A 20,403-nucleotide genomic window follows, 5' to 3' on the forward strand; every position below is an offset into this window, starting at 1 on the left:
ACAGCGAATAAAAAGCCCATCTCAACAGGATGGGCTTTTTTTAAATAACTCAGCTTCAATTTTTCTTAATCACACGTACACGATCATTACGTACAATACTTGGCTGTTTTTCAGCGACTTTTTTCACTTTAGGAAAACTATACTGAACACGATCATTTCGCATCACACGGCGACTATCAACAAAAGGGTTGATATCGTATTGTGCGATCTGCTTTGAAACCTGCACACGGTCATTACGCACCATTTTTTGCTTAGCGCTGTCTGCCTGAGCAGATTGCATAAGGCCCATAGAGAGCAGCGAACCTATTACAGCGATCACTAAAGTTTTCATCTTACAATTCCCAATATTTAATGATCGATATTATAGATTAATTATTTATTTTTATTTATTTTTAAGATTAAAACATGGACGTTTTTATTTATGCCCTCTATCGAAAAACCAAATAAAAAACCTCCCGAAGGAGGTTCATTTCATATCTACCGTTACTTCAGCAATAAGCTGTTAATCCGTTTAATGTATTGGGCAGGATCTTCGGGTAAACCGCCTTCAGCAATCAACGCCTGATCAAAAATAACATTTGCTAAGTCATCAAACTGCACCGAACTTTCTAATTTTTGTACCAACGGATGGGATGGATTGATTTCCAAGACTGGTTTTGACTCGGGAACCGCTTGTCCTGCTTGTTTTAGCATACGGACCAGTTGCGGTGATAACTCACCCTCAGCCACCACCAAACACGCAGGAGAGTCCACTAAACGTGTTGTTACACGCACTTCAGAGGTCTTATCTTTTAACGCATCCGACAGTTTTTCAACAACAGGTTTAAACTGCTCAGCAGCTTCCTCAAGTGCTTTCTTCTCTTCAGCATCTTGTAGATCACCCAAATCAACTGCACCTTTCGATACATTCTGTAATGGTGTTCCATCAAACTCAAAAACAAATTCCATCGCCCACTCATCCACTCGTTCAGTCATGAGCAGCACTTCGATACCTTTTTTCTTGAACAATTCAAGTTGTGGTGAGTTTTTCGCAGCATTTAAACTATCAGCAGTCACATAGTAAATTGCCTTTTGGCCTTCTTTCATATTGGCTTTATAGTCTGCAAATGATGTTTTCACTTCATCATTATTTGACGAAGCAAAGCGTAATAATTTTAGAATACGCTCACGATTCGCTATGTCTTCGCCTAAGCCTTCTTTTAAGACTGAACCAAACTCAGCGTAGAATTTTGCAAACTTCTCTTGATCAGCAACATCTTCAGATTTCGCCAAACCATCTAGCACCGTTAAAATACGGCGGGCGTTACCTTCACGAATCGTTTTAACGTCGCGACTTTCTTGTAATAATTCACGGCTTACATTAAGTGGTAAGTCTGCGCTATCCACCACACCTTGAACAAAACGTAAATAATTAGGAATCAAATTATCCGCATCATCCATGATAAATACACGTTTCACATACAGCTTAATTCCTGCTTTAGCTTCACGTGTGAAAATATTGCTTGGTGCGCGAGATGGAATATAAAGTAACTGTGTATATTCCGTACTTCCCTCTACACGGTTGTGTGTCCACGCAAGCGGAGCTTCAAAATCATGGCTCAGGTTTTTATAAAACTCAGTATATTGTTCTTCACTGATCTCATTTTTATTACGCGTCCATAATGCACTTGCTGAGTTAATCGCTTCCCATTCATCCGTCAGTACATATTGACCAGGTTTTGCTTCTTCGCCTTCGGCAGCTTCCTCTTGTTGCCAAACTTCTTTCTGCATCTCAATTGGCAAACTAATATGATCAGAGTATTTATTAATAATCTGCTTAACTTTGTAACGATCTAAATAATCTAAAGCATCCTCGCGTAAATGCAAAATGATGTCGGTTCCACGTGAAGCCTTATCAATTGGCTCTACATCAAACTCACCTGTACCATTACTAACCCAACGTACCCCTTCAGCGGCATTTACCCCAGCACGACGTGATTCCACTGTAATTTTTTCAGCAACAATAAAACCTGAATAGAAGCCCACACCAAATTGACCAATCAATTGTGCATCTGACTTTTGATCACCCGTAAGCTTCGACATAAAATCTTTAGTGCCAGACTTAGCAATCGTACCCAAATGATCAATCGCTTCTTGTTGTGTCATACCAATACCATTATCCGAAATGGTAATTGTCTTCTGCTCTTTATTTAAATGAATACGCACATGTAAATCTGGATCATTTTCATAATATTCAGGATGGTTAATCCCTTCAAAACGTAATTTATCGCAGGCATCAGATGCGTTTGATACCAACTCACGAAGGAAAATTTCAGGATTTGAATATAAAGAATGTGTTACTAAATGCAGTAACTGAGCCACTTCCGCTTGGAAGCTGTGTTTTTGAGATTGTTGTTCGCTCATCAGTCTCTCCGTTCATACTAAGTAAAATTATCAATTGCCTATATGAATGGAGGGACTTCACTATTTTTCAATAGTGTGAATGGAAAATTTTTATTCTATCGCACTAAATTTTAAGGTTTAAAAAGGTCCTTGTTTATAAACGCGGTCCATGTAGAGATCCAGTTTTTGCTGCCGCATTTTATATACATCACTTAAACAACTGACATTGTCACGGCACTGATCGCGTAGTTGTAGCCATTTAATTTGTTGATCTTGAATTGCACCACGTGTCCCCATGGGAACCAAATGACGAATAATCGTATAGGTCGTGGCCATTTTGACATCGGCATCATTAATACTACGGTTATCACAAACCGCATGTTCGGTAATGGTTTTCGCCTTTTTACAATCAAAACTTGCGGCATAACTTGTCGAAATAAAATAAGCACTGCCCAAGACCAGCATACCCTGAATAATTTTTTTCATCGTCTTTTCTCTTCATCCAACTTGCTGATTTATCTCGACTCTAACAGTTCCACCTTAATTTTCTATTGCCTATTTGTTCAATTCGATCAACTGATGAATGGAATATGCTGCATAAAAAACCCTGCCTAATGGCAGGGTTTTAAGATCAGTTACAGCTTAGAATTTGTAGCTATAACCAATTGTATACACCATAGGATCGATATCTAAATCAAATTTAGGTACACCTGTAATTTCCACTTCTGGGCTAATCTGAGCATAGCGTGCATCAAAGAAAACACCCCAGTTTTTTGCATCAGCTGGCTGGTAGTTAAAACCGACTTGACCTGCAAAACCAAAGTCTTCTTTTACTTTTACTTTAGCACCAGCTAAATCACCACTCGCTTTTTCATCCCACGCAACAAATGCAGTACCACCTACACCAATATACGGTGTGAAACGTGTTGAATTTTTGAAGTTATATTTTGCAGTAATTGTAGGTGGCAAATGTTTGACCTTCACACCAGCATCTACAGCACCTGTAACATTTACATCATGACTTATTGGCGTTGCCAAAAGTAATTCAGCTGAAATGTTGTCATTAAAGAAATATTCAATTGATGGTGTAAATGCATATTCATGATCTGCTTCAACATTTACTGCGCCGTTTAAAATACTTGTGTCAGAAGTAGGGGCTACCACAGAACCACCAACTTTAACCTGCCATTGACCAGCCATCGCTGAAGCAGACATACCCAATAATGCAATAAGAGCAGCTTGTTTTAACATTTTAAAGCAACCTTCTAGAATGAATAATTAATATTAAACATTAGTATTAAAATTATGCAACATTATTATTTTATAAATTTTTACATTATTATATAAGTCATTATTAATTATATATATTTATTTTAATCATAGTGCAATGCTTGGTTTTATATTTTCACCGTTATAATTAATTTACTATTCATAATATACCAACCTTTTTAATCAGAATTAATAAAATTAATTATTTTAATCCGACCAAAATCCTCAGGATTAAATAACAAAAAAGGCGATTATATAATCGCCTTTTTATTTATCTTTGAAAATTTTTTAGAGTACCATTGCGGCAATCCAACCAAAGATCATTAATGGAATATTGTAGTGAATGAAGGTCGGGACCACACTGTCTTTCATGTGGTCATGCTGACCATCCATATTAAGGCCTGATGTTGGGCCTAAAGTTGAGTCTGATGCCGGAGAACCTGCATCTCCTAAAGCTGCTGCTGTACCAATAATGGCAATCGTTGCCGCTGGGCTAAAACCAAATTGAATACAAAGTGGTACATAAATAATGGCCAAAATTGGGATTGTTGAGAATGAAGAACCAATACCTAAGGTAATTAATAGCCCTATCAATAGCATCCAAAATGCAGCTAAACCTTGGCTGTTTCCAATCCATTCAACCGAAGCTTGTACCAGTATTGGTACTTGATTCGTAGCCTCAATCACAGATGCAAAGCCCTGCGCAGAAATCATAATGAAACCCACCAGTGCCATCATGCGCATCCCACTGATAATGACATCATCGGCTTCTTTCCACTTAAAAATACCTGCACAGCTTAAGATCGCAACACCAACGAGACCCGCCAAAATCATCGACTCAGATATGACTTGAACAGAAAGCGTAGCAACTACTGCTACCGCAGCCATGATCAAAGTAAATTTAGCGACTTGTGGTTTACCATTTTCATCTGCTTTTACATCAGATGAGATGGTGTGCTGTGATTCCTTAACCTGAACGTCAGCATACTCTCGTGGTTTACGGTAGCTATAAAAAACAGCAATTAATAAGCCAACAAACATCCCAAATACTGGAATTGCCATAGCAGTTGGAATTTGATCATAGCTGATGTTGAAACCGTATGGCTTACCAAAGGTATTGATGTTTTGACCTAAAATATCATTAAGGAAAATAGCACCAAAACCAAAAGGTACCAGCATATAAGTCGCCACAAGACCAAAAGTCAGAACACAAGCAATCAAACGACGGTCAAGTTTTAAATGATTAAATACACTGAGTAATGGTGGAATTAATACTGGAATAAACGCAATGTGCACTGGAATCACGTTTTGTGAACATACGGCGGCTAAAGCGATAGTAGCGAAAATTACGTATTTCACGCGATTCTGGGCTTTCACATTACTGTTACCTTTGAGTTTGGTAATGAGTTGATAAGCCAGTAAATCAGGCAAACCTGAACGCGCAAGTGCCAAAGCAAATGCCCCCAACACGCCATAAGCAAGTGCGATTTGAGCACCGTTGCCTAAGCCACTATTAAACGCTTCGATGGTGCCATGAATACCAAGGCCAGCTAACAAGCCACCTATTACTGCACCAATGATCAGTGCAAATACAACAGGCACGCGTGCCAGCGACAGTCCAAACATGACTGTAATTGCGGCAAGAATAGCAAACATAAGAAAAAAGGGAGTCTGACAAAAAACCATATTTTATCAGAATTTGCTCGCTATTTAGCCCCCTATCGATGAAACTGACACTATTGAAAGATTTACTTAAAGCTGCTGTGATTGCGCAAATTGAGCGATGTAACCTGCAATTTTTTCGGGTTGGCTCAGCACAGCCCAATGATTGGCATTGACTTCAACCACCGATAAATCCTCAACCCATTTAGGTAATTCTTTAATGTAGTCTGGACTGACAAAATTATCATGTTTCAACACAATCGCTTGTACAGGACAGACCGCATGACGTTGTCTAGGCTGAGTTAAGCGGGGAATAAAATTAGCACGGTAAAGCGCAATACCGTGTTTACCATCATGCTGAATATTATGATTCAAAGGCAATTCTTGAGTACGTTCTAAATCATTCACAATTTTTCCCCAACGTTCAGCATTCAAAAAATGCCACGCGGTCGGTGCCAAAAATGGTAATTGGAATACCCCGATGTACCATGACTTACTTAATAATTTGAGTAATTTTTTCTGCTGATGCTTAAAGCTATTTCTGAGCAAAAATGCCGCATGATCCAAACATGGCCCAGAAATAGTTGAATAAGACAAAATACGTGAGCGAAATTTTGGCTCAGTCACCGATTCCCAAGATTGGATAGAGCCCCAATCATGCGCGGCCAAATGAAAACTACGCTCGCCTAATACCGCTTGCGTCACACTATCTAAATCAAGTGAAAGTTGTTCTAAACGGTAATCTCGTACTTTACGGGGCACAGATGACTGCCCTGCACCTCGCACGTCATAGCTCACAATATAAAATTCAGAACCAAGATGTTCAATAACCGGTTCCCATACTTCCTGATTATCAGGATAACCATGAACCAAAACCAAAGCGGGCTTGGTTTCATCACCCCATGTCTTTACATAGAGCCGTTGTTGATCTGTGGTATTCACCCATTGCGTATTTAGTGGTTGCATTCTTCTAGTCCTTTTATCGATTCCATCGAATTGACGTTTTATTTGTGAACATGGGTAATGTGATCAATGCCACAGTTTTGAAACTCATTTAGTATGCAAAGTTCAGCATAAAAAAAAATTGACCCAGTATGAGCATAATCCAGAAAATAATGACAATGCCTATTGTCTCTAAATTCTTACTCAATCATTATGCCCCTTATAAAGGTGCTGGCATTTCGATTGATAAAATTGATCTCGCCAATTATCACATTTGCGTCAAAATGCCATTAACTCGTAAAAATCAAAATATCGTCGGTGTACATTTTGGCGGTAGTCTTTATTCAATGGTTGACCCATTTTATATGTTGATTTTGATGCATCACCTTGGCTCACGTTATATCGTGTGGGATAAAGCCGCAAATATCCAATTTTTATCCCCCGGGCGTGGAACGGTATACGCTGATATCCAGCTCGACCCAAATGAAATCAACCATATTAAAAACTTAGCAGATAACCACGTACCTGTGCTACGGAACTATAGTTTAAATATTTTTGATGAAGCAGGCTTACGTATCGCTGAAGTTCAAAAAACCCTATACATTCGTCGCAAGCAACCCCGTCCCCGCAAATAAAAAAAGGCGCTTATCTTTAAGCGCCTTTTCATTCAATTTTATCGGATTGGATTAGCGATTTTGCTCAATTGCAGCACCTGCACCACCACCGATTGCACCACCAATCGCAGCACCGGTGTTACCACCAAAGATACTTTTACCGACTGCAGAACCAATCGCACCACCTACACCACTATATGTAGCATTTCGGTTTGAACCATTTTGAGTTTTACTACCGACAGCTGCACCAGCGCCACCACCAACGGCTGCACCTACACCACCACCGACATTATTACCCACACCACCACCAATGGCACCACCTAAAGCTGCAGCACCAATACGCTGTTCATTGGGCGACATGCTTTCACAACCAGCAAGCATTAGGGTCGACATCATCGCGACTGCGCATACGCTCATTACTTTTTTCATTGTGATGTTCCTTGTCTTCTTCAATACCTATGATTCTAAAACCATTGTATGAAACAATTAAACATAGCTTGTTACGGCTTGGAGCATAAATGCTGCATTTTGTAAAAACCACGCCTAATCGCTTACGAATCACTCAGGGTTTTCATCCAAAATCATCAAATCTTTTGTTGTTTCACCATTTTCAGTCAGCACAGCATGAGAGAGTTTGGCTTTGCTTTCTGGATCTGTTACCTGATCTAGTTTTAGCGTGCGTTTAATCGGTTCCTGCCCTTTCTTAAACTCTACACCTTCTGCATCAATATTGGTGTTTTGACGAATAATCTGACCGTCCTGCTTCACCGTAGTCTTGGTTTCAATTTTAGAAGTCGGGATGATGACACCACCACGTTGTACTACTGGAATCGATAATTTCTTTTCAGAAAAATCACTTTGGTGATCTGAAAGTTCAATTTCACGTGCCACGATATCCTGACCTTTATTGGTCATTTCTAACACTGTTGCAGTTACTTGGCGTACAGGTTCTTGACCTGCAACACGGCGAATCACTTCTGTTTTTAGTACTGGAACTACAGCTTTATCTTCTACCACAATCGAATTGGGCATAGGTGCAGCAATCGCTGTCAATGAGCTGAATAATGCAGAAACTGCGAATAATTGCTGTGTGAATTTCATCAAAAGACCCCGTTATGTTTAAGTTTAAAAATCAAGAGATTTGTTATGTTCTATTTTTACTATAGGAAATATTTCAATATTAGGAAAGCTTTAATTTTCAATTCATCCACATAAAAAAAGCCACCCGAAGGTGGCTTTTTTGGAATGATTTAAGGGCTAATTAAAGACCGTTAAATTCATCGCTAAATGCTTGGCTTAACGCTTGATCTACATCAGAGAAGTCATTGTGAAGCTCAAGCTCTGCAGCTTCAGACTCTTGACGACGACGTTCTAAGTGGTATGCCAAACCTGTACCCGCTGGGATCAGACGGCCTACAACCACGTTTTCTTTCAGACCACGTAATTCATCTTCTTTACCTGTTACAGCAGCTTCAGTTAACACACGAGTTGTTTCCTGGAACGATGCAGCAGAAATGAACGAGTCAGTAGAAAGCGACGCTTTGGTAATACCCATCAATTGACGTTCAAACTTCGCTGGGAACTTGTTCTGAGCTGCCACAGCTTGGTTTTCTTGAACAACGCGGATGTATTCCACTTGCTCGCCTTTGATGAAGCTTGTATCACCACCGTCAGTGATTTCAACTTTACGAAGCATTTGACGTACGATCACTTCAATGTGCTTGTCGTTGATTTTTACACCTTGCAGACGGTATACGTCCTGAACTTCGTTCACGATGTAATTTGTCAGTGCAACTTCGCCTTTCAAACGTAAGATATCGTGTGGATTTTGCGGACCATCAGAAATGGTTTCACCACGGTTTACATGTTCGCCTTCGAACACGTTAATCGTACGCCATTTCGGAATTAGCTCTTCGTAAATTTCAGAGCCATCATCCGGAGTAATCACAAGACGGTTCTTACCTTTGGTCTCTTTACCGAAGCTTACGATACCTGAAATTTCAGCAAGGATCGCGTGTTCTTTCGGTTTACGTGCTTCGAACAAGTCAGCTACGCGTGGAAGACCACCGGTAATATCACGAGTACGTGAAGATTCTTGTGGCACACGACCAATAACATCACCGACACCAATTGTTTCGCCATCGCGCACAGTCAGAATCGTGTTTTGTGGTAGGAAGTAGAACTGTTCGCCGCCATCTGTTGTATCCAATACAACAGCTGGACGCATATCTTTACCAGATGCTGGACGTGAAGTTACTGGAAGTACCTCAATAGTCGTCATACCTGTTGCATCATCAGTTTTCGATGTCACAGTTACGCCATCAGCGATTTGGCTGAAACGCACTTTACCTGCAACTTCGGTAACAAGTGGATGTGTATGCGGATCCCAAGTCGCTACGATACCGCCAGCTTCCACAGCTTCGCCATCTTTAATGATGATTGAAGCACCGTATGGAATTTTGTAACGTTCGCGTTCACGACCGATGTCATCTGCGATACCGATTTCACCTGAACGTGAAGTTGATACCAAGTGACCTTTAGCGTGTTGTACTGTTTTCACATTGTGGAAACGTACTGTACCTTTGTTACGAACTTGTACGCTGTTAGCAGCAGAAGTTCGGCTCGCAGCACCACCTACGTGGAACGTACGCATTGTTAACTGTGTACCTGGCTCGCCAATTGATTGAGCAGCCATTACACCCACAGATTCACCTGGATTCACCAAGTGACCGCGAGCAAGGTCACGACCGTAACATTTCGCACATACACCGAAAGTAGATTCACAGTTTACAACTGAACGTACTTTCACTTCATCGACACCTTGCTCTTCTAAGTAGTTTGCAAGTTTTTCGTCGATTAAAGTATTACGTGGAAGAATCACATCATCCGAACCTGGTTTCTTCGCATCTTCAGCAAGTACACGACCCAATACTCGAGTACCTAAGTTCTCGATGACATCGCCACCTTGAATGAACGGAGTCATTACAAGACCGTCGAAAGTACCACAATCTGGCTCAGTAATTACCAAGTCTTGTGCAACGTCAACCAAACGACGAGTCAAGTAACCTGAGTTCGCAGTTTTCAATGCAGTATCGGCCAAACCTTTACGTGCACCGTGTGTTGAAATGAAGTACTGAAGTACGGTCAAACCTTCACGGAAGTTCGCTTTAATTGGTGTTTCAATGATCGAACCATCTGGTTTCGCCATCAAACCACGCATACCCGCTAACTGACGAATCTGAGCTGCCGAACCACGGGCACCTGAGTCAGACATCATATAGATCGAGTTGAATGATTTTTGTTTCTCGTCTTCACCCTGTTTGTTTTTAACAGTAGTGAAAGATAAGTTGTCCATCATCGCTTTCGCTACTTGGTCGTTTGTACGCGCCCAAATATCGACAACTTTGTTATAACGTTCGCCGGCAGTTACGAAACCTTGTTCAAATTGTTGTTCAATTTCGCGAACTTCAACTTCAGCTTTTTCGATAATTGCTTGTTTTTGTGGCGGAATCAACATGTCTTCCATACCAACAGACACACCTGAGTGAGTCGCTTGACGGAAGCCCAAGTACATCAATTGGTCAGCGAAGATAACAGTATCTTTTAGACCTAATTTACGGTAGCAAGAGTTGATCAATTTAGAGATGTTCTTTTTAGTCATCTCAACGTTGATTTGTTGGAAATCCATACCTTCAGGTACAACTTCCCAAAGTAAACAACGACCTGGAGTTGTGTCTACAACAATGGTTTGTTGTTCACGGTTACCATTTTCGTCAATGACAGTTTGGTGTACACGTGCTTTTACGCGAGCGTGTAAATCAACTTGACCTGTTGCAAGTGCACGGTTTACTTCGTCAGTATCCGCAAACACCATGCCTTCACCTTTGGCATTGATCGCATCACGAGTGATGTAGTACAAGCCTAAGACAACGTCCTGAGAAGGTACGATGATTGGCTCACCGTTCGCAGGAGAAAGAATGTTGTTTGTTGACATCATTAACGCACGAGCTTCTAACTGAGCTTCAAGTGTTAATGGTACGTGTACCGCCATTTGGTCACCGTCGAAGTCGGCGTTAAATGCCGCACAAACTAACGGATGAAGACGGATTGCTTTACCTTCAATCAGGGTTGGTTCAAATGCTTGAAGACCCAAACGGTGAAGTGTAGGCGCACGGTTCAACATCACTGGATGTTGACGAATTACGTGAGCAAGTACGTCCCAAACTTCTGGAGTTTCACGCTCAACCATTTTCTTCGCAGCTTTAATGGTTGTCGCTTGGCCAGACGCTTGTAGTTTCGCGAAAATGAATGGTTTGAATAATTCAAGCGCCATTTTTTTCGGAAGACCACATTGGTGCAGACGTAAAGTTGGACCTACAGTAATTACCGAACGACCAGAGTAATCGACACGTTTACCCAATAAGTTTTGACGGAAACGACCTTGTTTACCTTTGATCATGTCTGCCAAAGATTTAAGAGGACGTTTGTTCGAACCGGTAATTGCGCGACCACGACGACCGTTATCAAGCAATGCATCTACAGACTCTTGTAACATACGTTTTTCGTTACGTACGATAATGTCTGGTGCTGCAAGGTCTAAAAGACGTTTTAAACGGTTGTTACGGTTGATTACACGACGGTAAAGATCGTTCAAGTCAGAAGTCGCAAAACGACCACCTTCTAGAGGAACCAACGGACGAAGATCAGGTGGAAGTACTGGAAGTACATTCATCACCATCCATTCTGGTTTGTTGTTCGACTCTTTGAACGCTTCCATCAATTTCAGACGTTTAGAAGCTTTTTTAAGCTTCGTTTCTGAAGTTGTATTTGGAATCTCTTCACGAAGACGTGAAATTTCAGCTTCAAGATCGATGTCTTTCAACAAATCTTGAACTGCTTCTGCACCCATTTTCGCAGTGAATTCATCACCGTGTTCTTCTAAAGCAGTGAAGTATTCTTCATCGTTTAGAAGTTGGTATTTCTCAAGTGGAGTCATACCTGGGTCAGTTACAACGTATGATTCGAAATACAATACACGTTCGATATCACGTAAAGTCATGTCTAAAAGCAGACCAATACGGCTAGGAAGTGATTTTAAGAACCAAATATGCGCAACTGGAGAAGCAAGGTCAATATGACCCATACGCTCACGACGTACTTTTGCAGTTGTTACTTCAACGCCACATTTTTCACAAATGACGCCCTTGTATTTCATACGCTTGTATTTACCACACAAGCATTCGTAATCTTTTACTGGACCAAAGATTTTGGCACAGAATAAACCATCACGTTCAGGTTTGAACGTACGGTAGTTAATGGTTTCAGGCTTTTTAACTTCACCATGAGACCACGACTTAATCATTTCTGGTGACGCAAGACCAATACGGATGCGATCAAACTCTACAGGAGCATGACCGTCTGAATCCGTCTTTTTGCGCATGATATCGAGCAAGTCTTTCAATTTTTTTCTCCGTGTGTTGTGGAGATTTTCACTTCACAACTGGGTCACAAATATTGTTTTTTACTGAACAATCCTCCCTCAGTCCCTCCTTTTTCTAAGGAGGGAAGCTCCTGCCCTTTCGAGTGGGAACTCCCCCTTTCGCAAAGGGGGCCGGGGGGATTAATGGTTACTTAGTCACCATTTTTCAGTTCAATGTTGATACCTAAAGAACGGATCTCTTTGGTCAATACGTTGAACGATTCAGGCATACCTGGGTCCATGTAATGGTTACCATCTACAATGTTCTTATAGATACGGGTACGACCTTCAACGTCATCCGACTTCACAGTAAGCATTTCTTGAAGTGTGTATGCTGCACCGTAAGCTTCGAGTGCCCATACTTCCATCTCACCGAAACGCTGACCACCGAATTGTGCTTTACCACCCAGCGGCTGTTGAGTTACTAGAGAGTAAGAACCAGTAGAACGCGCATGCATCTTGTCGTCTACCAAGTGGTTCAGTTTCAACATGTACATGTAACCTACAGTTACAGGACGGTCAAAACGTTCACCTGTACGACCATCATACAATACTGTTTGACCAGTACGTGAAATGCCACCAAGTTCTAACAATTCTTTGATTTGTGATTCTTCAGCACCATCAAATACTGGTGTTGCTAAAGGAACACCTTTACGCAAGTTACCTGAAAGCACCAAGATTTCTTCATCAGTCAAGCTATCAAGATCTTCTTGTTCGCCACCAACTTTGTTATAAATCTTGTCTAAGAAATCACGAAGCTCAAGTACAGTACGCTGCTCTTTCATCATCTTGTCGATTTGATCGCCAAGACCTTTAGCCGCCATACCCAAGTGAGTTTCAAGAATCTGACCCACGTTCATACGTGATGGCACACCCAGTGGGTTAAGTACAACATCAACTGGAACACCGTTTGCATCGTGTGGCATGTCTTCTACAGGTAAGATGTTAGATACAACACCTTTGTTACCGTGACGACCCGCCATTTTATCACCCGGTTGGATGCGACGTTTTACAGCCAAGTAAACTTTAACAACTTTCAATACGCCAGTTGTCAGTTCATCGCCTGTAGAAAGTTTGCGTTTTTTCTCTGCAAATTTCTCGTCAATTTCAAGGCTCTTCTCTTTCAAGAACACTTGAATTTGAGTTAAACGTTCAGCAATCGCTTCGTCGACTGGTTGGATTTCAATAAGATCAACCAACTCAAGACCAGACAATAACTCTTCAGTTAATTTGTCACCGCGTTTAGTTGTACCGCCACCGTTAGATTCTTGACCTTTCAATAGACGAACAATACGTTCACGAGCCGCTTCTTCGAAGATTTTGTATTCTTCTTTCAAGTCTTTACGGTAAGCATCAAGTTGTGCTTTCTCAATTGCTTGAGCACGTTCGTCTTTTTCAAGACCGTCACGTGTAAATACTTGAACGTCAATTACAGTACCTTTCACAGATGAAGATACACGTAATGAAGAGTCTTTTACGTCAGCCGCTTTTTCACCGAAGATTGCGCGAAGCAATTTTTCTTCCGGAGTTAACTGAGTTTCACCTTTAGGCGTTACTTTACCTACAAGAATGTCACCAGCAGTTACTTCAGCACCGATATAAACGATACCTGATTCATCCAATTTAGAAAGTGCAGCTTCACCCACGTTCGGGATATCCGCTGTAATTTCTTCAGCACCCAATTTGGTATCACGTGCAACACATGAAAGCTCTTGAATGTGGATAGACGTTAAACGATCTTCTTGAAGTACACGCTCTGATAGTAAGATCGAGTCTTCGTAGTTGTAACCGTTCCAAGTCATGAACGCTACACGCATGTTTTGACCCAATGCCAATTCACCGCCATCTGTTGATGGACCATCAGCAAGAACGTCACCACGTGCAACTTTATCACCTAAACGTACAACAACGTTTTGGTTGATACATGTATTTTGGTTCGAACGTGTGTATTTGATCAGGTTGTAGATATCTACACCTGCTTCGCCTGCCACCATCTCTTCTTCGTTTACACGAATAACGACACGAGAAGCATCAACGAATTCAATACGACCACCACGTTTCGCAAGTACACACACACCCGAGTCATGCGCTACGTTTGCTTCCATACCTGTACCAACAAGCGGTTTGTCAGCACGTAATGTAGGAACAGCCTGACGCTGCATGTTTGAACCCATCAATGCACGGTTGGCATCATCGTGTTCAAGGAACGGAATAAGTGATGCCGCTACAGATACAACCTGCTGAGCAGATACATCCATATGCGTTACTTTTTCTGGTGGAATACGTACGAATTCACCTTGGTGACGTACAGATACGAATTCTTCAGTTAAGTTACCGTCTTTATCGATACCAGAATCGGCCTGTGCAATCACAGTACCTACTTCTTCAATCGCAGAAAGGTATTCAACGTCATCCGTTACACGACCATCAACAACTTTACGGTATGGAGTTTCCAAGAAACCGAAGTTATTACATTTCGCATAAACAGAAAGTGAGTTGATCAAACCAATGTTTGGACCTTCAGGAGTCTCGATTGGACATACACGACCGTAGTGAGTTTGATGTACGTCACGTACTTCGAAGCCCGCACGTTCACGAGTCAAACCACCTGGGCCCAATGCTGATACACGACGTTTGTGTGTAATTTCAGACAACGGGTTGTTTTGGTCCATGAACTGAGACAACTGGCTTGAACCAAAGAATTCTTTGATTGCAGCAGCAACTGGTTTCGCATTGATTAAATCTTGCGGAGACAAGTTATCAGTTTCAGCTTGAGATAAACGTTCTTTAACAGCACGTTCAACACGAACTAGACCAACACGGAATTGGTTTTCTGTCATTTCACCAACAGAACGAACACGACGGTTACCCAAGTGATCGATATCGTCGACTTCACCTTTACCGTTACGGATTTCAACTAATGTTTTCAATACATCAGTGATGTCTTCGTTCGAAAGAATGCCTTCAACTTCACGAGACTTCTGATCCGTACCCACTTCGTAAGGACGACCCAAACGACGGTTGAACTTCATACGACCTACTGGTGATAAATCATAACGTTCAGAAGAGAAGAACAAGTTGTTGAATAAGTTTTCAGCAGCTTCTTTTGTTGGTGGCTCACCTGGACGCATCACTTTGTAGATTTCTACAAGTGCTTCTTCACGACCAGTTGTAGTATCTGCACGTAAAGAATCCGCAATGAATGGACCACGGTCGATATCATTGGTATAAAGTACGTTGAATTGTTTAACGCCGCCTTCAGCCAATTTCACCATAATTTCATGGCTAAGCACGGTATTTGCCGCAACAACTTCGCCATCACGTAACGTTACATCTTCAGCAACAATACGTTCATATAGGTATTCATCAGGAACAGAAAGTTTTTCAAGACCTGCTGCTTCCATTTGACGAACATGGCGCGCGTTAATACGTTTACCTTGTTCAACAATTGTTTTACCGTCTGTACCCACGATATCAAACTGTGCCATTTCGCCACGTAGACGTTCTGGAACCAAGTCAATTTGATAGCTACCCATATCAAGATATACAGGTACTTTTTCGTAGAACATGTCTAGGATTTGTTCGTTGTTATAACCCAAGGCACGAAGCACAACAGTCGCAAGTAATTTACGACGACGGTCAATACGAACATATACAAGATCTTTTGCATCGAATTCAAAGTCTAGCCATGAACCACGGTAAGGAATGATACGAGCAGAATAAAGAACTTTACCGCTAGAGTGAGTTTTGCCTTTATCGTGGTCAAAGAATACACCTGGTGAACGGTGTAATTGAGATACGATTACACGCTCAGTACCATTGATTACAAAGGTACCATTGTCTGTCATAAGTGGCATTTCACCCATGTAGACTTCTTGCTCACGCACATCTTTGATTGTTTTAGTTTCGCGATCTTTAATGATCAGACGAATTTTTACACGCATTGGCGCCGCATAAGTTGAGCCACGAAGAATACATTCGCGCACATCAAATTCAGGCTTACCAAGACTATACTCAACAAATTCTAAAGCAGCATTGCCAGAATAACTTTCAATAGGAAAAACTGAACGAAATGCGGCTTGGAGACCGATATCTTCGCGGTTTTTTGGAGTTTTGCCGTCTTGAAGGAAAGTTCGGTACGAGTCGACTTGAATCGCGAGCAAGTACGGAACATCCATTACCTTGGGCAATTTACCAAAATTCTTACGGATCCGTTTCTTTTCGGTATATGAGTATGCCATCTGGAGTCCTCGGAAAGTAAACTAAGTCCGCCTGCAGAACGAACTTAGAAGGAATTACGCAGGCCGATATGGCCACCACTTTCACAAATGCTGCAATTTTTAGTGGTATTAAAACGCTTAACAATATTTTTTTACTGAAAAATATTGGTAAGCGTTTGGTTTTATAAATTATTTTTAATTTGTATGATTTTTATATCATGCAAACAAAAATCGAGCCGATTATTGTAACGCAAAAAGGCTGATGACCCAAGGGCCATCAGCCATTTTTTGGAGCCGATTATAAAAAAATCGACCCCCCTTAAGATTACTTAAGTGTAACTGTAGCACCAGCTTCTTCAAGTTTTTTCTTAAGTTCTTCGCCTTCTTCTTTAGAAACGCCTTCTTTAAGAACTGAAGGAGCGCTTTCAACAAGATCTTTAGCTTCTTTAAGACCAAGGCCAGTAGCTTCACGAACTGCTTTAATTACAGCAACTTTGTTAGCACCGAAAGAAGTCAACTCAACGTTGAATTCTGATTGTTCTTCAGCAGCAGCACCAGCAGCGCCAGGAGCAGCAGCAACTGCTACAGCAGCAGCAGATACGTTGAATTTTTCTTCGAAAGCAGAAATAAGTTCAACAAGTTCAAGAACAGTTTTTTCAGCAACTGCGTTTAAGATTTCTTCGTTTGTTAAAGCCATGAGAGTAACTCCAAATGGGTATTGAATGGTGTGTAAATTGATTTAAGCTTAAGCAGCTTCTGACTCGTTTTTCTCTTTGAGCGCAGTAATAAGGCGACCCAATTTCGAAATAGGAGCTTGAAGAACGTTTGCAAGCATAGTAAGCGCTTTTTCTTGGTTTGGAAGGTTCGCGATAACGCTAACTTCAGCACCTTGATAAACTTTACCGTCAAATGCAGCAGCTTTAAGTTCAAATGCTTTATTAGTTTTAGCAAATTCTTCGAACAAACGAGCAGCTGCGCCCATGTCGTCTTCAGAAGTTGAGAAAGCTAAGATTGTTGGGCCAACAAGGTTGTCGCTCAAGATATTGAATTGAGTATCTTGAAGAGCACGTTTAGCCAAAGTGTTACGAACTACACGAGTAGCAACACCTAGTTTACGAGCTTCAACACGTAGAGCAGTTAATTGCTCAACAGTTAAACCTTGGTAGTCAGCAACAACAGCAGCATACGCAGTAGAAGCAACTTCAGTTACTTCAGCTACGATCTGTTTTTTGCCTTCGATAAGAAGAGCCATTGTAAAACCTCCTAACGGTGATTTATGCACCTATACAGATGCACTCCCAATTCGTTAGCTCATCACTGAACCAACACGCGGAGGAGGAACAAATCACACCACCGCGTCTACTCAGGCTGGGCTATTAAGAAGAAAGCATAAAACTCCCCTCGCCTGAGGTCTTTGACGCTGATAAATCTAAATTTATCAATTCAAAGTTTGCCTGAGGGGCGATCAGCAAAGTACCGCTTTGCCGACCCGCAAGACGAGAAACTATGCTTCGAGTGAAGCAAATATCTTTTCTTGCGTAAAAATCAAAGCAGCGCTTTGATTTTTACTCAGGGCTTTAAAATTCTGTAATAAGTCGAAACTTATTTAGAAACGTTTGCTACATCAACAACAAGACCAGGACCCATAGTTGAGCTTAAAGTGATCTTTTGGATGTAAACACCTTTAGAAGTAGCAGGTTTTGCTTTCTTAAGGTCAGCTACAAGAGCTTCAACGTTTGAACGAACAGCTTCAGCAGTGAAACCTACTTGACCGATCGCAGCGTGGATAATACCCGCTTTGTCTACACGGTAACGTGCTTGACCAGCTTTCGCGTTTTTAACAGCAGAAGCTACGTCAGGAGTTACAGTACCCACTTTAGGGTTTGGCATTAAGCCACGTGGACCAAGAATCGTACCTAACTTACCAACAACGCGCATTGCATCCGGAGCTGCAATTACTACATCAAAGTCAAGGTTACCCGCTTGGATGCTTTCAGCAAGATCATCAAAACCAACAACGTCCGCGCCTTCAGCTTTAGCAGCTTCAGCAGCAGCGCCTTGAGCAAACACAGCTACACGTACAGTTTTACCAGTACCTGCAGGAAGTGTAGTCGCGCCACGAACAACTTGGTCAGATTTACGAGGATCAACACCTAGGTTTACAGCAACATCCAAAGATTCTTTGAATTTTACTGCTGGAAGGCCGTTAAGAACTGCAACTGCTTCTTCCAAAGTGTAAACTTTGTTAGCTTCAACAGCAGCAACAATGGCTTTTTGACGTTTAGTTAATTTAGCCATGTCTTATAGCTCCACTTCCAAGCCCATAGAACGCGCAGAACCAGCAATGGTACGTACACGTGCGTCTAAATCAGCACCAGTAAGATCTGGTTCTTTAGTAGTCGCAATTTCTTCTAATTGAGCGCGAGTCAACTTACCAACTTTAGTTTTGTTAGGTACAGCTGAACCCTTTTGGATGCCCGCAGCTTTCTTAAGAAGAATCGCAGCAGGAGGAGTTTTCATGATGAATGTGAACGACTTGTCGTTGTACACAGTGATCACTACTGGAATTGGAAGACCAGCTTCAACTTTTTGTGTCGCAGCATTGAATTCTTTACAGAATGCCATGATGTTAACACCACGTTGACCTAGTGCAGGACCAATCGGTGGAGATGGATTTGCTTTACCAGCTGGAACTTGCAGCTTGATATAGCCGTCAATCTTCTTAGCCATTTCAATTACCTCTGGGTACTAACGCCGCTAGGCTCCCCATACATATAAGTAACGATACCGTTACAACAACAATGCCCGACTCATAACAAATCGGGCGTTTATCAACCAAGTTAAATTAAACCGATTTTTCGACTTGGCGAAATTCCAGCTCAACCTGAGTTGGTCGATTAAATACATTAATCGTCAACGTTAAACGTGACTTATCGTATAGAACTTCTTCCACCACGCCTTTAAAATCGGTGAATGGACCGTCAATTACGAGTAATTCTTCACCTGGTTCAAACATCGTCTTAGGACGAGGTGCTTCGCCAGTATTGCGTACACGTGCAAGAATCGCATCAGCTTCTTTTTGCGTAATTGGTGCAGGTTTTTCTGCAGTACCACCAATGAAACCTAATACTTTTGGACATTCTTTAACAATGTGCCAAGTTTCATCATTCATTTCCATCTCGACTAATACATAGCCTGGAAAGAATTTACGCTCAGATTTACGTTTCTTACCATCCTTCATTTCCACTACTTCTTCAGTAGGGACAAGGACTTCACCAAAGCTATCGGCTACAGCGCTACGCTGGATTCGATCATTAAGTGAGCGTAACACTTGTTTTTCATAGCCTGAATAGGCATGAATAATGTACCAACGTTTCATAGCTCTCTTACCCGATAATAAACTTCATTAACCAGCTCAAAGCATAGTCAAAGCACCATAATAAAATAGATGCCACTAAGACTACCGCAAGTACCTGCCAAGATGTGGTCATGGTCTCTTGCTTGGTTGGCCAAGTCACTCGACGTAACTCAATTCGAGCATCTTTCAACAATCGAACAAAGCCTTTGCCTTGATGGGTGGCGTATAATAAACCTAAAGCCACGATGATACAAGCCAAAATTACCCCAACACGGACCCAGACATCATTCGCTGGTGCCCAGTATGCTGGCAAATGTTGATTCACCATCATAGAACTACCGAGTAAAATCAACGCGATAACCCACAGAACATAGTCTAAAGGGGAACCAGAATTAACAACTTCAGCAGGATTATTTCTTTGAGGAATTGGCGCGTCGCTTAATGCGTCACGCGATTTATCATTCGACATTTTTGTAC

General features: G+C 41.5%; 17 protein-coding genes. 1 reads left to right on the top strand and 16 read right to left on the bottom strand.

Annotated features, from left to right (window positions below; genetic code table 11):
* Nucleotides 1-55: 55 nt before the first annotated feature.
* From FTT94_RS04735 to FTT94_RS04760, 6 genes are all read right to left on the bottom strand, one after another.
* Complete coding sequence (locus FTT94_RS04735) at nt 56-331, bottom strand: hypothetical protein (RefSeq protein ID WP_180170316.1); 276 nt, start codon at nt 329-331, stop codon at nt 56-58.
* A gap of 152 nt (nt 332-483) precedes the next feature.
* On the bottom strand, nt 484-2,403 hold the full coding sequence (htpG, locus tag FTT94_RS04740) for a molecular chaperone HtpG (RefSeq protein WP_180010233.1): 1,920 nt from the start codon (nt 2,401-2,403) through the stop codon (nt 484-486).
* 117 nt (nt 2,404-2,520) lie between these two features.
* On the bottom strand, nt 2,521-2,868 hold the full coding sequence (locus FTT94_RS04745; protein ID WP_078189819.1) for a lysozyme inhibitor LprI family protein: 348 nt from the start codon (nt 2,866-2,868) through the stop codon (nt 2,521-2,523).
* A 156-nt stretch (nt 2,869-3,024) separates the two neighbouring features.
* Nucleotides 3,025-3,633: an OmpW family protein gene (locus FTT94_RS04750; RefSeq protein WP_180113614.1), complete on the bottom strand. Its 609-nt coding sequence runs from the start codon at nt 3,631-3,633 to the stop codon at nt 3,025-3,027.
* 306 nt (nt 3,634-3,939) lie between these two features.
* Nucleotides 3,940-5,307, bottom strand: a complete 1,368-nt coding sequence (locus FTT94_RS04755) for a Na+/H+ antiporter family protein (protein ID WP_117007831.1) — start codon at nt 5,305-5,307, stop codon at nt 3,940-3,942.
* Between the two features lie 96 nt (nt 5,308-5,403).
* Nucleotides 5,404-6,279, bottom strand: coding sequence for an alpha/beta fold hydrolase (locus tag FTT94_RS04760; protein ID WP_180134460.1), 876 nt, complete (start codon nt 6,277-6,279; stop codon nt 5,404-5,406).
* Between the two features lie 128 nt (nt 6,280-6,407).
* On the opposite strand from FTT94_RS04760, the gene FTT94_RS04765 reads away from it, so the two are divergent.
* A complete protein-coding gene (locus FTT94_RS04765) occupies nt 6,408-6,890 on the top strand; it encodes a DUF4442 domain-containing protein (RefSeq protein ID WP_180110483.1) in 483 nt (160 codons plus the stop codon).
* 51 nt (nt 6,891-6,941) lie between these two features.
* On the opposite strand, the gene FTT94_RS04770 is transcribed toward FTT94_RS04765, so the two are convergent.
* From FTT94_RS04770 to secE, 10 genes are all read right to left on the bottom strand, one after another.
* Complete coding sequence (locus FTT94_RS04770) at nt 6,942-7,298, bottom strand: DNA transfer protein p32 (protein ID WP_078192840.1); 357 nt, start codon at nt 7,296-7,298, stop codon at nt 6,942-6,944.
* Nucleotides 7,299-7,427: 129 nt separating this feature from the next.
* The gene (locus FTT94_RS04775; protein ID WP_180002852.1) at nt 7,428-7,970 is read right to left on the bottom strand and encodes a hypothetical protein; all 543 of its coding nucleotides are present in this window, start codon (nt 7,968-7,970) and stop codon (nt 7,428-7,430) included.
* 160 nt (nt 7,971-8,130) lie between these two features.
* Entirely contained in the window at nt 8,131-12,330 is a 4,200-nt protein-coding gene (rpoC, locus tag FTT94_RS04780; protein WP_078192842.1) for a DNA-directed RNA polymerase subunit beta', read from the bottom strand.
* A gap of 170 nt (nt 12,331-12,500) precedes the next feature.
* Nucleotides 12,501-16,589, bottom strand: a complete 4,089-nt coding sequence (gene rpoB, locus FTT94_RS04785) for a DNA-directed RNA polymerase subunit beta (protein ID WP_180002850.1) — start codon at nt 16,587-16,589, stop codon at nt 12,501-12,503.
* A gap of 304 nt (nt 16,590-16,893) precedes the next feature.
* Nucleotides 16,894-17,265 carry a 50S ribosomal protein L7/L12 gene (gene rplL / locus FTT94_RS04790; protein ID WP_078189828.1) on the bottom strand — a complete coding sequence of 124 codons (372 nt, stop codon included), beginning with the start codon at nt 17,263-17,265 and terminating at the stop codon, nt 16,894-16,896.
* A gap of 48 nt (nt 17,266-17,313) precedes the next feature.
* Nucleotides 17,314-17,820 (bottom strand): 50S ribosomal protein L10, encoded by a 507-nt coding sequence (rplJ, locus tag FTT94_RS04795; protein WP_111885844.1) that lies wholly within the window; start codon nt 17,818-17,820, stop codon nt 17,314-17,316.
* Nucleotides 17,821-18,170: 350 nt separating this feature from the next.
* Nucleotides 18,171-18,866: a 50S ribosomal protein L1 gene (gene rplA / locus FTT94_RS04800; RefSeq protein WP_078189830.1), complete on the bottom strand. Its 696-nt coding sequence runs from the start codon at nt 18,864-18,866 to the stop codon at nt 18,171-18,173.
* 3 nt (nt 18,867-18,869) lie between these two features.
* Nucleotides 18,870-19,298, bottom strand: a complete 429-nt coding sequence (rplK, locus tag FTT94_RS04805) for a 50S ribosomal protein L11 (protein WP_004868049.1) — start codon at nt 19,296-19,298, stop codon at nt 18,870-18,872.
* Nucleotides 19,299-19,413: 115 nt separating this feature from the next.
* Nucleotides 19,414-19,947 (bottom strand): transcription termination/antitermination protein NusG, encoded by a 534-nt coding sequence (gene nusG, locus FTT94_RS04810; protein WP_078189831.1) that lies wholly within the window; start codon nt 19,945-19,947, stop codon nt 19,414-19,416.
* Between the two features lie 7 nt (nt 19,948-19,954).
* The gene (gene secE / locus FTT94_RS04815; protein WP_078189832.1) at nt 19,955-20,395 is read right to left on the bottom strand and encodes a preprotein translocase subunit SecE; all 441 of its coding nucleotides are present in this window, start codon (nt 20,393-20,395) and stop codon (nt 19,955-19,957) included.
* Nucleotides 20,396-20,403: the final 8 nt, after the last annotated feature.

The sequence above is a fragment of the Acinetobacter sp. YH12027 genome, assembly GCF_013420085.1.
Lineage (GTDB): Bacteria > Pseudomonadota > Gammaproteobacteria > Pseudomonadales > Moraxellaceae > Acinetobacter > Acinetobacter amyesii.